At 44.7% G+C, this 14279-nt stretch carries 12 protein-coding genes; 11 read left to right on the top strand and 1 reads right to left on the bottom strand.

The features are described 5' to 3' along the window. The first annotated feature begins 23 nt into the window (after window positions 1–23). The 5 genes from ihfB (at window position 24) to pyrF (ending at window position 5082) form a co-directional block, all read left to right on the top strand. Complete coding sequence (gene ihfB, locus BGK61_RS16885; protein ID WP_014949641.1) at window positions 24–311, top strand: integration host factor subunit beta; 288 nt, start codon at window positions 24–26, stop codon at window positions 309–311. 201 nt (window positions 312–512) lie between these two features. Then, entirely contained in the window at window positions 513–2855 is a 2343-nt protein-coding gene (locus BGK61_RS16880) for a PilZ domain-containing protein (RefSeq protein WP_014998498.1), read from the top strand. A 95-nt stretch (window positions 2856–2950) separates the two neighbouring features. Continuing rightward, window positions 2951–3208, top strand: coding sequence for a LapA family protein (locus BGK61_RS16875; protein WP_014998497.1), 258 nt, complete (start codon window positions 2951–2953; stop codon window positions 3206–3208). Then, entirely contained in the window at window positions 3208–4377 is a 1170-nt protein-coding gene (gene lapB, locus BGK61_RS16870) for a lipopolysaccharide assembly protein LapB (protein ID WP_014998496.1), read from the top strand. Before BGK61_RS16875 ends, lapB begins: the two co-directional genes overlap by 1 nt. 6 nt (window positions 4378–4383) lie before the next feature. Next, window positions 4384–5082 (top strand): orotidine-5'-phosphate decarboxylase, encoded by a 699-nt coding sequence (gene pyrF, locus BGK61_RS16865; protein ID WP_014998495.1) that lies wholly within the window; start codon window positions 4384–4386, stop codon window positions 5080–5082. A 266-nt stretch (window positions 5083–5348) separates the two neighbouring features. Here pyrF and ald read toward each other — a convergent pair whose 3' ends face one another. After that, window positions 5349–6482, bottom strand: coding sequence for an alanine dehydrogenase (gene ald, locus BGK61_RS16860; protein WP_076011498.1), 1134 nt, complete (start codon window positions 6480–6482; stop codon window positions 5349–5351). Window positions 6483–6667: 185 nt separating this feature from the next. Here ald and lrp point away from each other — a divergent pair, with 185 nt between their 5' ends. From lrp to serS, 6 genes are all read left to right on the top strand, one after another. Further along, window positions 6668–7153 (top strand): leucine-responsive transcriptional regulator Lrp, encoded by a 486-nt coding sequence (gene lrp / locus BGK61_RS16855; protein WP_014949635.1) that lies wholly within the window; start codon window positions 6668–6670, stop codon window positions 7151–7153. A 282-nt stretch (window positions 7154–7435) separates the two neighbouring features. Next, window positions 7436–10243 (top strand): DNA translocase FtsK, encoded by a 2808-nt coding sequence (locus tag BGK61_RS16850; protein WP_076011497.1) that lies wholly within the window; start codon window positions 7436–7438, stop codon window positions 10241–10243. Window positions 10244–10259: 16 nt separating this feature from the next. Beyond that, window positions 10260–11024: an outer membrane lipoprotein periplasmic chaperone LolA gene (gene lolA, locus BGK61_RS16845; RefSeq protein WP_076011496.1), complete on the top strand. Its 765-nt coding sequence runs from the start codon at window positions 10260–10262 to the stop codon at window positions 11022–11024. Next, a complete protein-coding gene (locus BGK61_RS16840; RefSeq protein WP_076011495.1) occupies window positions 11011–12318 on the top strand; it encodes a replication-associated recombination protein A in 1308 nt (435 codons plus the stop codon). The genes lolA and BGK61_RS16840 overlap by 14 nt, the downstream gene beginning before the upstream one ends. Before the next feature lie 76 nt (window positions 12319–12394). Continuing rightward, the gene (gene crcB, locus BGK61_RS16835; protein ID WP_076011494.1) at window positions 12395–12778 is read left to right on the top strand and encodes a fluoride efflux transporter CrcB; all 384 of its coding nucleotides are present in this window, start codon (window positions 12395–12397) and stop codon (window positions 12776–12778) included. A 10-nt stretch (window positions 12779–12788) separates the two neighbouring features. Then, window positions 12789–14090 carry a serine--tRNA ligase gene (gene serS / locus BGK61_RS16830; protein ID WP_076011493.1) on the top strand — a complete coding sequence of 434 codons (1302 nt, stop codon included), beginning with the start codon at window positions 12789–12791 and terminating at the stop codon, window positions 14088–14090. Window positions 14091–14279: the final 189 nt, after the last annotated feature.

Here is a 14279-nt window from a genome sequence, read left to right as displayed (position 1 = left end):
TAATATTGACAATGAGGTTAAGCATGACCAAGTCTGAATTAATTGAACGGCTCGCGGATCAAGCGCGTCATATTCCGGCGAAGGAACTCGAACTGGCTATAAAAGAACTTCTTGAACAAATGGCGCAAACTCTTCAAAAGGGTGAGCGTATTGAAATTAGAGGTTTTGGAAGTTTCTCTCTTCATTACCGCGCACCACGCGTAGGTAGAAACCCAAAAACGGGTGAAACAGTGAAACTTGACGGTAAATATGTACCGCATTTCAAGCCAGGGAAAGAGCTTCGCGAAAGGGTAGACGCCTCAATCGCATAATGCATTTTAAAAGCCGCTGATAAGCGGCTTTTTTGTGCCTGCTTGTAGGCATGCAGAAAACCTAAATAGTGTATGTCGCTACGTTTAAAAAGTGGCGTGACAGGCTTGATATACTTTCGTTTAATTCCTAATACCTATTGACCCCAGCTTGAATAGGGTTATATATTGTTCAAATAATAATAAACGGTATTCATAGAAGTAATGTCAGCCGGCGACGAACAAGCAATAATTAAACAATACCAGCCGCTCATTCGCGCGTTAATTCCTTATGAACAACAAAACAAACTGTTAGAGGGAATTAACAAGTTTTCGAAGCGCTTACCTAGTAGTGTGCGTAAAGTAGTAAAAGAAGAAGTTGTACGTTTAACTTCGTTGACCGATGCTCCTGCTGATAATTCTGCGTTCGCCCAATTTCCCGTCATGAAATTCAAACACTTCGGTGTTCAAATGCGCTTAGATAAAGTTGGCGCGCAAATACTCAAAAACGAAACGTCACTTTATCAAGACAGATACACTGTCGGCGTGTTTGAGTCAGTAATGAACTCAGACTTTTATCAGAACCAAATAAAAAAAGAGCAGTTTAAAAAAATTGTTGATGCTTTCAATGTTGAGAGCCAATCGTTTACTGACATAGATTTCGGCGATGACATCGCTATTCGCCCTAACTTCACTATTTCTTCCCCCGATTTTGAAAAAGGTCGCCATTGTTCAATCAGTTCGATGTCTCACAAAGGGATAGCCGTCGAGACTAAAAGGCCGCCTAACGCTTCTACCGGCGACATCATCACGTTCACTATTCCTGAAGTAAAAGGGCTTACCAAAGAGCCCACGGAAATAACGCTTGAACTAGAGTCGGTAAAATACAACAAGCACTTAGGAAAGTATGAGACATCGTTTGTCTTTCTAGATGATGTGGACAAAGGCTTTCTTGCTACGTTGAAACGCTATGTAGCAATTACCGCCTATAAACAACCGCTACAAAGAGATCTAGAAATAGAGCGCGCGATGCAAGAGCTCGAGCGCGACCGCATACTTGAAAATAGCCCCTGGTTACCTGTTTTTTTGGCGCCAGAGAAGAAGTCGCTTAAACCTATTATTGCGCTCTTTACCAAAGCTAACGTTGAGCATAACGACGCCGAAAAATTACTGGCTAGCTTACAAGATAAACCCATTTTCGCTACGTTAGTTGAGGAACTGCGCAAATATAATGAAGCTTATGTATTTCACGGCAACATTAAAACCAAAAATGGTAACGTGCAAATAACAGCGACGCACAGACAACTGCTGGCATTAAAACAGCTCAATGCGTTGGTTTATCTTCTTGCCAAAAGTGGCGACTTCATCTGTACCCATTGTCGGCTTGATAGCGTAACGCGCGAAGATAAGCAAAAAGCGTTTGCTATTCACGACATCGCCAGTAAAGAATTTGAACAACTTGCTCAGATTTCCCATGTTCTTTACTGTAAAGACGTTTCTGCCTACCTTACCAACCTGACGCTCTCGGCAAAATGCGATTTTAAGCCTTTGTCGAAAACACTAAAGGCCAGTGGTAAAAACTGGCGTATAGATTATGTAATGGAAGAGGATTTGGATAGGCGCAGTGAAACCCGCTACGTTATCGACAAGCCGGCTTCAATAAGGGTGGGGCTGCTAACTTCTTTAGAAGCTCGTGTTGCAGATTTAAGTGCCAGCGGTATGAAATTAATTGTGGCACCAAACAGTGACCTTCAAAAAGAGATTCGGGTTTCAGTGCCGGAACTCAAAATTAAAAATGAACGCTATAAGGTTGTGCACTATCAAGCTCAAACCGGGACAGTAAGACTGTGTCTTGTCGAAGATACCCGCAAAGCGAAAGTCAGCTCAAACGTAGATCATTTGGTTGAAGAAAACACCGCATATTTCAAAGTAAGAGATATCGCACGTATTCAACGTTCAACGCATCGCTATATATGGGAACTGGCTGTTAGGCACATGCCGTCTTTATCTGTGCTGTGCGTAATGAACAGATTCACACTGGACAGATTAAAGACCGTTTACCAGAGTGATGCATCAGACGATCTCTATCCGTTTTCGCGCACTCAAAATATTATTCCGCTGCACGGCTTTTTTGCAGACAAAGGGCAGGCTAAACCCAAGTCTCAAATTCTAGAAGCAATGTTTAAAGAAACGTCCGAACAAGCGTTAGTTGTGCATTGCGTAAGAAAGAGTGATAACCGTTTAGTGTACATCAAAGAACGTGACTTCCTTTTTTCCAAACTGCGTACGCAAATCAAAACCCAGTTAGATGAAGAAAAAATACATCTCAGCGCCACGGATGTGACTGCGATTCGCTGCCACGGTGCGATAACGCCTTTAACCAAAAAACGACTTGCTCAGCTTTCGAAATTAGACAAAGCTATGTATGACAAGCTTGAAACAATGCAGGCGGGTTACACGCACTGTATTTTCATTACTAATATGTCAGCACTTCACCACGATTTGGTGGTAGACAACCTTATTGCTAAACCCGAACGTCAGGATTTAGAAAGCGAGGGAGTTGCTTAACGTTAGGTATAACATCATTTCGCTCACGCTTTTTGTGTTATCTCTTTTCGCATTTTGCTATTCTTGTAAATAAATCAACAAAAAAGGGTTGAGTGTTGAAAGGGATCCTAACGTTTCTTATCGTTTTGGTGCTACTCGCTATCGCATTTGTGATTGGCTCTCAAAATGAAGCACAAGTAACAGTTAATTATCTAATTGCGCAGGCGAACCTTCGCTTATCGACGCTAATAGCGATAACACTTTCTATAGGCGTGGGTATCGGCATTTTGATAATGCTTATGAGCTGGCTAAAATTACGCGTCCAGCTAATGTCTGCGCAGTCTAAAATACAGAGTTTGGAACAAGACCACTAATGCTCGAACTGCTGTTTCTCCTTTTGCCTGTTGCGGCAGGATACGGCTGGATAATGGGCCGCAATAGTGTCCGTCAAGCGCAACGAAAACAGTCTAGTATCCTATCTAAGCATTATTATAAAGGTCTTAATTTCCTTCTTTCAGACCAACCTGATAAAGCTGTCGACACGCTGATCAAAATGATTAACGTGAATAGCGATACGGTGGAAACCCATATTGCTATGGGCAGCTTTTTCCGCCATCGTGGAGAAATAGATCGGGCAATAAAAGTTCATCAAAATTTAGTCAGCCGAGACGAGCTACAGCCCGCCCAAAGGGAAAACGCGCTTAGAGAACTCGGTCACGACTACACGCAGGCTGGCTTTCTAGAGCGTGCGGAAAATGCCTTCCTGCAACTGTTGAACAGCGACAAACACTATCTGGTTGCTCAACAGCAGCTGTTTAGTATTTACCAGACCACGAAAGAGTGGGAGAGAGCCATAGAACTGGCTGAGCGCATGGTGCAGTGTCATGGCGACAATGATGACTTGTGCGAGCGCCTTGCACACTTTTATTGTGAACAGGCATCGGTTGAGTTAAAAAATGATAGCCAAGGGGCTGCACTGACCTTATTGCAAAAAGCGGTCAATGCCGATGAACACGCAGTTAGACCATGGCTTATGTTAGGTGATATTGCACTTGACCAAAAACGCTATACCGATGCAAACGCATATTTTACTCAAGTAGCCGAACGGGATATTAATTGGTTTAGCGAAGCCGTGCCTAGTCTTGAAAAAATTGCAGAAGAGACGGATGACTGGGAAAGCTTTCAGAAGAATTTAGAAGCACATTGGCAAGAGTGCGCCACCTCTTATTTGGCCATGGTCGATGTGCTAATGAAGCGCGGTGAAACAGCGCAAGCCGCTGAATATTTACTTGAGCAGCTTCGCAAACGACCGACAATGCGTGGCTTTAAAACCCTAATGGGGCTTTATATTGACCAGCTATCTGATAAAACCACCGCAGACAGCTTACGCTTACTTAAAGAACTGGTTGAGAAGCAAATGTTGCAGCGTCCTAAATATCGCTGTGGTAGCTGTGGCTTTTCCGGTCGAAAATTATATTGGTTATGCCCTAGCTGTAAAAAGTGGGGCGTAGTGAAACCTATCAAAGGGCTAGACGGAGAATAGAAGAACATGCATGACCCACGCGTTATTGTTGCATTAGACTATGACAATAAAGACACTGCATTGGCGTTTGTTGATAAATTAGATTCAAGCTTATGCAAGCTAAAAGTGGGCAAGGAGATGTTCACCTTATTTGGGCCGGAGTTCGTAAAGGCTTTGATCGCGAAAGGCTTTGACGTTTTTCTTGATCTCAAATTTCACGACATTCCCAATACCGTTGCCAAAGCGTGTAAAGCGGCGGCAGAACTTGGTGTATGGATGGTTAATGTACACGCCTCTGGCGGATTACCTATGATGCAAGCGGCGAAAGAGGCAATTGCGTCAAGCAGTAACCCTCAAACTAAGCTTATTGCGGTTACCGTATTGACCAGTATGGATGAAGCGCAGTTGGCTGATGTAGTTAGCGGAGTTACGCCAGAGCAACAAGTATTGCGCTTGGCAGCATTAACAGAAAAAGCAGGACTTGACGGTATTGTTTGTTCAGCCCAAGAAGCCAGCGCGCTGCGTGAAAGACACAAAGACGAATTTCTCCTAGTTACTCCAGGCATTCGCCCAGTAGGAGCTGATGCGGGGGATCAAAAACGCGTTATGACGCCACCCGATGCAATGAAGGCGGGTGTGAGTTATTTGGTTATGGGACGACCCATCACTAAAGCAGAAGACCCTATTGCTGTATTAAAAGCCGTAAACGCTTCGATAAACGGTTAACGGTTCTTGCTTAAGCTAGTACTGTTAGCCATGCGCAAAAATGTGCAAAAATGCGTAACAGATAAGGTATAACAGAGGCGGAATACTGGTGCGATAGTAACTGGCGTTCTCTTTTTGTTTAACGGTCAATTACACACAGATTCCCAATTACAAAAAAGCTCGGATGTGATCCTCACATACCGAGCTTTTTTAATCAGGACACATTGATAGATTCTTTCATTTAAGAGAAGGGCGCATAGCCCTACCTTGAAAGTAACCTAAAAATCTTATTCGCCTTTAAGCGCTACTTCAGCTGGTGTATAGGTAAGGCCTAGTTCTTCACCTAGCGCGTCAACCACAGCTTTGTACGTTACCTTACCTTCGTGCACGTTTAGACCGTTAAGCAAGTGCTTGTCTTCTAGCATCGCTTTCGCAGGGCCTTTGTTTGCAAGGGCTAAGCCGAATGGCAATGTGGCATTGTTAAGTGCCATTGTAGAAGTACGTGCAACGCCACCTGGCATGTTTGCAACACAGTAGTGAACCACGTCATCAACAATATAAACTGGGTCTTGGTGTGTTGTTGCTTTAGATGTTTCAAAGCATCCGCCTTGGTCGATAGCAACGTCAACAAGTACTGAACCAGGCTTCATGGCCTTGATCTGTTCGCGAGTAAGAAGCTTCGGAGCTGCTGCGCCAGGAATAAGTACCGCACCAACAACAAGATCAGCTTTTGAAGAGTAGTGCTCTATAGCATCAACCGTAGAGTAAACCGTTTTAACCTGGCCGTTGAAGATGTCATCGATTTGGCGAAGACGAGGAAGCGAACGGTCTAGAATAGTAACGTCAGCGCCAAGACCTAGTGCCATTTTTGCTGCGTTAGTACCAACAACACCACCACCGATAACCAGTACTTTACCCGGTGCTACACCTGGTACGCCACCAAGAAGTGTACCGCTACCGCCGTGTGCTTTTTCAAGATAGTGCGCGCCAGCTTGAACCGACATACGACCAGCTACTTCACTCATTGGTGCAAGCAACGGTAGACCACCGCGATCATCTGTTACAGTTTCATATGCAATACAGGTTGCGCCCGACTCAACAAGCAGTTTAGTTTGCGTTGGATCTGGTGCTAGGTGAAGGTACGTGTAAAGGGTTTGCCCTTTACGAAGCATTTTACACTCGTTTGGTTGAGGCTCTTTTACCTTTATAATCATTTCTGCTTCAGCAAACACTTGCTCGGCAGTCGATGCAATGGCTGCGCCCGCTTCTACATACATTTCGTCAGTGAAACCAATGGCGTCACCGGCGTTAGTTTCTACTAAAACGCTGTGACCATGGCTAACAAACTCTTTTACTGCTGCTGGCGTCAAGCCAACGCGATATTCGTGGTTCTTAATTTCTTTTGGTACACCAACTAACATGTATAGTCCTCAATTTTATGGTGAGCTTCTAAGTGGCTCTGGTTGAACTTTTGCTTAATAGTGTTCGGCCTTGAAGCCCGTGAACATATTTGCGGAGTATACGCCATAAAAAAACGAACTATCTGCTGAAGAAAAGGTATTTGTAGCATATAATTCTTTATAAATTGGCTTTTAAGATATTTTATATGCTGGTAAAGACCCCAAAACACCTTGACCGAATAGACAGGAATATTCTGGTACAGCTGCAAAAAAACGGGCGAATCTCTAATGTAGAGCTTGCCAAAGAAGTAGGGCTAAGCCCCAGTCCATGCCTTGAGCGCGTTAAGAGACTAGAAGCGCAGGGCTATATAAAAGGGTATCACGCAGTTGTCGACCCAGAGAAACTTGGTGCCGCTATGCTTGTCTTTGTCGAGATAACATTGACGAAAACATCGGTAGATATCTTTGCAGAATTTTCTGCTGCGGTAAAACTGCATGACGATATTCAAGAGTGTCACTTAGTGTCGGGGGATTTCGATTTTCTTCTTAAAGCGCGTGTTGCAGATATGGGCAGCTATCGTAAATTGCTCGGTGACACTTTATTACGTCTACCAGGTGTGAGCGAATCTCGAACTTATGTTGTGATGGAAGAAGTGAAAAGTACATCGTCGCTGCGCATTAATTTGAAGTAATGAAAGCGTGGCTCAATAGTGTGCTTTTGTGGTAGGCTGTGCAAAAATACAGTGTTTGTGTTTAGCCAAGGAATTTTCGGCACGCTCAAGCGCAGGGTAGGGGATGGGTTTATTAATTCGACAATACACTCAGTAACTTACCAAAAGTAGACAAATAATAATTAAGTAGGAATAGCAAAGGGTTCGCTAAGCTCTTTGCTGCGGTTAGTACTGCTATTAACGCTTAGCTAAATGGCTACATGCGGTAATTCAAGCGATGGAAATTGAAGGTTTTTTAGGGTTATGGCGCGATTAACAGGGGTTCAGCGAGTGTGGGAAGCAGGCATGATTATCGCCTGTGTTTTCGCCTTTTTCTTATTGCTGGCACTAGCATCTTTTCATCCGGGTGACCCAGGTTGGAGTCAAGCTGGTTTACAACTTGACGTTCACAACTGGGTTGGAGCAACTGGCGCATGGGTCGCCGATTTATTGCTATTTTCATTTGGCTTCCTAGCTTATTTATTACCTTTCGGTTCTGCCTTCTTAGGGTGGTTTTTATTCCAGCATATTAAAGAATTAGATGAATTTGATTACCTCACTATAGGGTTACGTATCATTGGTGGATTACTGATGGCCCTTGGGGCCACGGGCATCGCCAGCATTAATTTCGATGATATCTACAACTTCTCGGCCGGCGGTTTTGTTGGCGACGTAATTAGTTCAGCCCTTGTACCTTATTTCAACACGGCGGGTACTATACTGCTGCTACTATGCTTTTTCTGTACTGGCTTTACTTTGCTGACGGGTATTAGCTGGCTGACTATTATCGACCGATTAGGGGAAGGTACTCTGTGGTTAGGACGTAAGACACTTTCAGCACCACAAAGTTTGTTAGCGTTTGAAATGCCGCGCTTAGCATTGGCAAACAAATCGTCAGAACAAGAAAATAACGACAGTGCTGAACTTGATATTACCAGTATGCGTGCTGAGCCATTGGCCTCAGCCGATCAACAGAAGCAACCACAGGTGCGAAATGAAGCTCCTACACGTAGCGAACCTACATTCGGCATTAATGATTTAGACGATGAGCCGCCGTTTTACACCTACGAAAGTGGCCAAACTGCACAATCAACGACCCAACCAAGTCAGAATGATACTGGCAGTGACGAGGCTTTAGAATCTTCTGCTGAGGCTGACACTGTTGAATCTGAGCCTAAAAAATCAGCCTTCTCTTTGTCAGGCATGCGTAATGCTGTAACTGGTGGCTTCAAAGATAAAGTAGGCCTAGGCAAATCTAGTCAAGATGACCCCGTTCAGTCTAAAGATGAAAATAATCAAGATGAACATAAAGGTCAGGCACAACAAAGCCCACATATCAATTTTGACGACTTAGAAGAATTTGAAGAAGACTTGCCTTATGAAACAGGAACTAAGCCTGTAGCTAGGGCAAATGATAGCGAGCGTTCCGTTGAAGATGACGCGCAATCAGCAGAACCCCTTCAACCTTCATCAGCGCTGTCACAAGTGAGCGGTCAGAATGCTGGGCAGTCATTTACGCCTGCTGCATTAGGCGCTAAACCCGTGAAGGCGAGGGCAGGTGAAATAGACCCTGACTTGCCACCTATGCCATCGTTCGACTTACTTGAGCGTGCCGACAAGCATGAAAACCCTCTGACGCCAGAAGAGATTGAAGGCATTTCTCGTTTAGTAGAGGAAAAGCTAGCTGACTTCAACATTGAGGCAACAGTAGTAGGCGTTTTTCCAGGTCCTGTTATTACACGTTTCGAACTTGATTTAGCGCCTGGGGTAAAAGTAAGCAAGATTACCGGGCTCTCGAAAGACCTGGCTCGTGCTATGTCAGCCATTTCTGTACGTGTAGTAGAGGTTATTCCAGGTAAATCGGTTATAGGCTTGGAGCTACCAAATAAAAAACGTGAAATGGTGCGCTTGAGCGAAGTTATCAGCTGCGATACCTTCCAGTCTAACAAATCACCGTTAACTATGGTGCTAGGTGCGGATATCTCTGGTAAGCCCGTAGTGGTTGATTTAGCAAAAATGCCGCATTTGTTAGTTGCTGGTACAACAGGTTCTGGTAAGTCGGTGGGCGTGAACGTCATGATTTTAAGCTTGCTGTATAAAAGCACGCCTGAAGACGTTCGCATGATTATGATCGATCCTAAAATGCTTGAGCTTTCAGTATATGAGGGCATTCCTCACTTACTAGCTGAAGTAGTAACTGACATGAAGGAGGCGGCCAACGCACTTCGCTGGTGCGTAGGTGAAATGGAGCGCCGTTATCGCCTAATGAGTGCGCTTGGTGTGCGTAACCTAAAAGGCTATAACGCGAAGGTTGAAGAAGCCATTGCCAATGGAACGCCAATCAAAGATCCACTATGGAAGAATGAAGAAAGTATGGATGCTGAGGCACCAGACTTAGCTAAACTTCCTGCAATCGTGGTCGTCGTTGACGAATTTGCCGACATGATGATGATCGTGGGCAAAAAAGTTGAAGAGTTGATTGCTCGTATTGCGCAAAAAGCCCGTGCTGCAGGTATCCATCTTATTCTAGCTACTCAGCGACCGTCGGTAGACGTTATTACAGGCCTTATTAAAGCGAATATCCCAACGCGTATTGCGTTCCAAGTTTCCAGTAAAATTGACTCACGAACTATTCTTGATCAGCAAGGTGCTGAAACCTTGTTGGGTATGGGTGATATGTTGTACCTACCCCCTGGAAGTCCAGTGCCAACCCGTGTTCACGGTGCGTTTGTTGATGATCATGAAGTACATGCGGTTGTTGCTGATTGGCAGAAGCGCGGTGAGCCGGAATACATTGACGAAATTCTAAATGGAGAAGCGTCTGCAGAGGTGTTGCTGCCTGGTGAGCAACCCGAAGGTGAAGACCAAGAGTTTGATGCTTTTTATGATGAAGCGGTGGCATTTGTGACGGAAACACGTCGTGCTAGCGTCTCAAGCGTGCAGCGTAAATTCAGAATTGGTTACAACCGTGCTGCACGTCTCGTTGAACAAATGGAAATGAGTGGTGTCGTAAGTGCACAGGGGCATAACGGTAACCGAGAGGTTCTTGCACCACCGCCCCACAAAGAATAACGAATGGATTGAATAAATGAATAAAGTAGTTTCGGTTTATTTAGTAAGTGCGCTTGCGGGTGTAAGCACCTTGTGCGGTGGCTTAAATGAAGCCTATGCTGCCGATAAAGATCAAAACAGCGGAAACGTTGAAATGTTATCGGCGAAACGCAACAAAGTGAATGCTACATCGTCGTTAACTACCGCGTCTGAAGCGAATAATGCGGCCAGTAAATCTCTCCAATTGCTGTTAGGCAATATGAAGCAGTTTCGCGCTGGCTTCGATCAGACCGTTGTTGATGCCCAACAAAACGTAGTGCATGAAGCGCAAGGCACGCTCACCATGACGCGTCCAAATAAACTGCGCTGGGAAACCACGTTTCCTGATGAAACCCTGTTGGTTGCTGATGGGGAAGCGGTGTGGAATGTGGATACATTTGTAGAGCAAGTTACCGTGCTTTCCCAAGCCAATGCCATCAAAGACAACCCGATTGTTTTACTAACGTCGACAGATGAAACAACGTGGTCGAAATTTTCTATTAGTCAAATGAATGGTGGGATGTCTACTAGCGAAACTGCTTTGCAGAGCTATCAAATCACACCGAATGAAGAAGGTGGCCAAATTGCGACGCTTACCTTAACGTTCAACCAAGATAATGAACTGACGTCGCTTAATATGCTTGATGCACAACAGCAAGTAAGCACCCTGGTTTTTAATAATATTGAAACCCGTTTTCCCGTGCCCGCCGATACCTTTTCTGTAGATATTCCAGATAGCTTCATAATTGATGACCAGCGTTAATCTAGAATTCGTACCTTTAGCGGCGCGTATGCGCCCAGTTACCATAGAGCAATACAGCGGGCAGGATCATTTACTGGCTGAAGGTAAGCCACTTCGTAAAATGTTAGAAGCGGGCCATTGTCATTCTATGATTCTATGGGGCCCGCCTGGTACAGGCAAAACTACCCTAGCTGAACTTATTGCCCAATATACTAACGCGTCTGTACTTCGTATTTCTGCGGTTACCTCTGGGGTAAAAGATATCAGAGCCGCTATGGACACGGCTGAAGAAAACGCCCGGTATAATCAGCGGACACTGTTGTTTGTTGACGAGGTTCACAGGTTTAATAAAAGCCAGCAGGATGCGTTTCTCCCATTTGTAGAATCTGGTGTAGTTACCTTTATTGGCGCAACCACAGAAAATCCATCGTTCGAATTAAATAAAGCCCTGTTATCACGTGTTCGCGTATACGTTTTAAAGACGCTAGAACACGACGCGCTTTCACAATTAGTGAACAGAGCGCTAAGCGATAATGAAAAAGGACTCGGTGACAGAGCGCTTGGCATTGAGGAAACAGCAAGAAACGCCCTTATAGATTTGAGTGGTGGCGATGCACGGCGACTTCTTACGTATTTGGAACTAGCTGCCGACTTTACAAGTGCAAGTGAGATAACCATAAGCGATGTTGAGCATGCGGTGGGGGAGAAAGTTGCCAGCTATGACAATAAAGGCGATACCTTTTACGACCTTATTTCAGCATTTCACAAATCTGTAAGAGGGTCAGATCCCGATGCCGCCCTTTACTGGTATGCGAGAATTCTTGATGGCGGCGGTGATGCGCTTTATGTAGGAAGGCGTCTTCTTGCAATTGCGTCAGAAGATATTGGCAACGCCGATCCAAGAGCAATGCAGCTTTGCATTAACGCATGGGATACCTTTCACCGAGTAGGACCAGCCGAGGGTGAGCGCGCTATTGCGCAAGCAGCAGTATATTGTGCGTTGGCAGCAAAGAGCAATGCGGTTTACATGGCGTTTAATGAAGCAAAAGCACTAGCGCGTAAAACTTCCGATGCCCCGGTTCCCATGCATTTACGCAACGCTCCTACATCTCTTATGAAAGATTTGGGGCATGGTGACGGCTATCGCTATGCGCACAACGAGCCAAATGCCTTTGCGGCGGGTGAATCTTACTTCCCTGAAAGCCTAACTGGTACACGCTTATATAATCCCAACGAGCGCGGCTTAGAAAAAGCCCTAAAAGCCAAACGCGATTTTCTCGATTCACTTAATGCGAGAAGCAACAATAAAAGGTAAAGTTGCAGAGGTACACCGCAAATGAATTATAAAAATATGGATTAGTCCATAAAAAGAACGCGCTAGGGAGTTTTTCGTGCCTCAAGGGTTAGCTTTGTATTGTTTTATTGCCGCTGGCGGGGCGACCGGTGCCTGTTTGCGTTATTTTGTTACCACAAGTGTCGATTCCTTATTTGGAAAACACATGCCGTTTGGTACACTAACGGTGAATGTGGTTGGGTCATTTGCACTTGCATTGCTGTATGGCTTTATTGAACGTCATGAATTAGCCGACTCTCCATACCGAGCGCTAATCGGTGTAGGGTTGTTAGGTGCCTTTACTACATTTTCAACATTTTCTGTTGAAACCTTAACTTTATTAGAAAACGGGTTGTGGCTTAAAGCCGCAGCAAATGTATTTCTTAACGTTGGCGCCTGTTTGATAGCAGGTTGGCTAGCCATTGAATTAATTAAAGGATAATTAGAAACACATGTTAGATCCAAAGTGTTTGCGAAGCGATATAGAACAAACAGCTAAGCGATTGGCTGCCCGTGGTTTTAACCTCGATGTAGCAGCTTTTAGTTCGCTTGAAGAAAAAAGAAAAACACTTCAGTCCAGAACACAGGATCTGCAAAACGAGCGTAACGTACGAAGTAAATCCATTGGCAAAGCGAAAGCGCAAGGCGAAGACATTGCGCCGCTGCTGGCTGAAGTGGGTAAGCTTGGTGATGAGCTTGATGCCGCTAAAACAGAGCTTAGCGAACTGTTAGAAGAAATTAATACCTTTACCCAAGGCATTCCAAACTTGCCTCACGAGTCGGTACCAGAAGGTAAAGACGAAAACGACAACGTTGAAATTTCTCGTTGGGGTGAGCCTCGCACGTTTGATTTTGAGGTTAAAGATCACGTTGACTTAGCTGAAGGCTTGAACAATGGGTTAGATTTTGCCACTGCAAGTAAGCTTACGGGAAGCCGATTCGTTGTCATGCGTGGCGACATTGCTCGTTTAAACCGCGCCATCGCGCAGTTTATGCTAGATACCCACACGCAAGAGCACGGCTATCAGGAAATGTACGTGCCTTACTTGGTTAACGCTGACAGCCTGTATGGTACTGGTCAATTACCTAAGTTTGGTGAAGACTTGTTCCATACCAAGCCGGCAACTGAAGAAGGTCAGGGGCTAAGCCTCATTCCAACGGCAGAAGTTCCGTTAACGAACATTGCACGTGATGAAATCTTAGACGCTAAATCACTGCCAGTGAAAATGACAGCGCATACACCTTGCTTCCGCTCAGAAGCTGGTTCGTACGGTCGCGATACGCGTGGTCTTATTCGTCAGCATCAGTTCGACAAAGTTGAACTAGTGCAACTTGTCAAACCCGAAGACAGCTTTGACGCGCTAGAAGCACTTACTGGTCACGCTGAAGTTATTTTGCAAAAACTTGAGCTACCTTACCGTAAAGTGTTACTTTGCACTGGTGACATGGGCTTTGGTGCATGTAAAACCTATGATCTTGAAGTATGGCTACCTGCGCAAAATACTTATCGTGAGATTTCATCATGCTCTAACATGTTGGATTTCCAAGCGCGACGCATGCAGGCAAGGTACCGTAACCCTGAAACTAATAAGCCTGAACTGATCCACACATTAAACGGTTCTGGTCTAGCTGTGGGCCGTACCCTTGTTGCTATCCTAGAGAATAACCAACAGGCAGACGGTAGTGTTACTGTACCTAAAGCGCTTGTGCCTTACATGGCTGGTCAGGAAGTGATTAAGGCAACTAACGCTTAATTCGCGCTGATATTAAGTTGGTTATCAATCGCCAACGTAAACTCTATGACTTATAAAAAATCCGATGCCCTGAAAAGGTATCGGATTTTCTATATCTATACCGCGTATATCGCTTCATACCTTTTTTAAGCAAAACTATAAAGACTCACAACAATAACTTTACATGTAGCAAAATCTGCATATAAACAA

The organism is Alteromonas abrolhosensis, from assembly GCF_001953635.1.
GTDB lineage: Bacteria > Pseudomonadota > Gammaproteobacteria > Enterobacterales > Alteromonadaceae > Alteromonas > Alteromonas abrolhosensis.
This window is presented reverse-complemented; position numbering and strand designations above follow the sequence as displayed.

Coding starts and splice junctions, on each gene's coding strand:
- ihfB (WP_014949641.1), top strand. CDS start 24: ATGACCAAGTCTGAATTAATTGAACGGCTCGCGGATCAAGCGCGTCAT.
- BGK61_RS16880 (WP_014998498.1), top strand. CDS start 513: ATGTCAGCCGGCGACGAACAAGCAATAATTAAACAATACCAGCCGCTC.
- lapB (WP_014998496.1), top strand. CDS start 3,208: ATGCTCGAACTGCTGTTTCTCCTTTTGCCTGTTGCGGCAGGATACGGC.
- pyrF (WP_014998495.1), top strand. CDS start 4,384: ATGCATGACCCACGCGTTATTGTTGCATTAGACTATGACAATAAAGAC.
- ald (WP_076011498.1), bottom strand. CDS start 6,482: ATGTTAGTTGGTGTACCAAAAGAAATTAAGAACCACGAATATCGCGTT.
- lrp (WP_014949635.1), top strand. CDS start 6,668: ATGCTGGTAAAGACCCCAAAACACCTTGACCGAATAGACAGGAATATT.
- BGK61_RS16850 (WP_076011497.1), top strand. CDS start 7,436: ATGGCGCGATTAACAGGGGTTCAGCGAGTGTGGGAAGCAGGCATGATT.
- lolA (WP_076011496.1), top strand. CDS start 10,260: ATGAATAAAGTAGTTTCGGTTTATTTAGTAAGTGCGCTTGCGGGTGTA.
- BGK61_RS16840 (WP_076011495.1), top strand. CDS start 11,011: ATGACCAGCGTTAATCTAGAATTCGTACCTTTAGCGGCGCGTATGCGC.
- serS (WP_076011493.1), top strand. CDS start 12,789: ATGTTAGATCCAAAGTGTTTGCGAAGCGATATAGAACAAACAGCTAAG.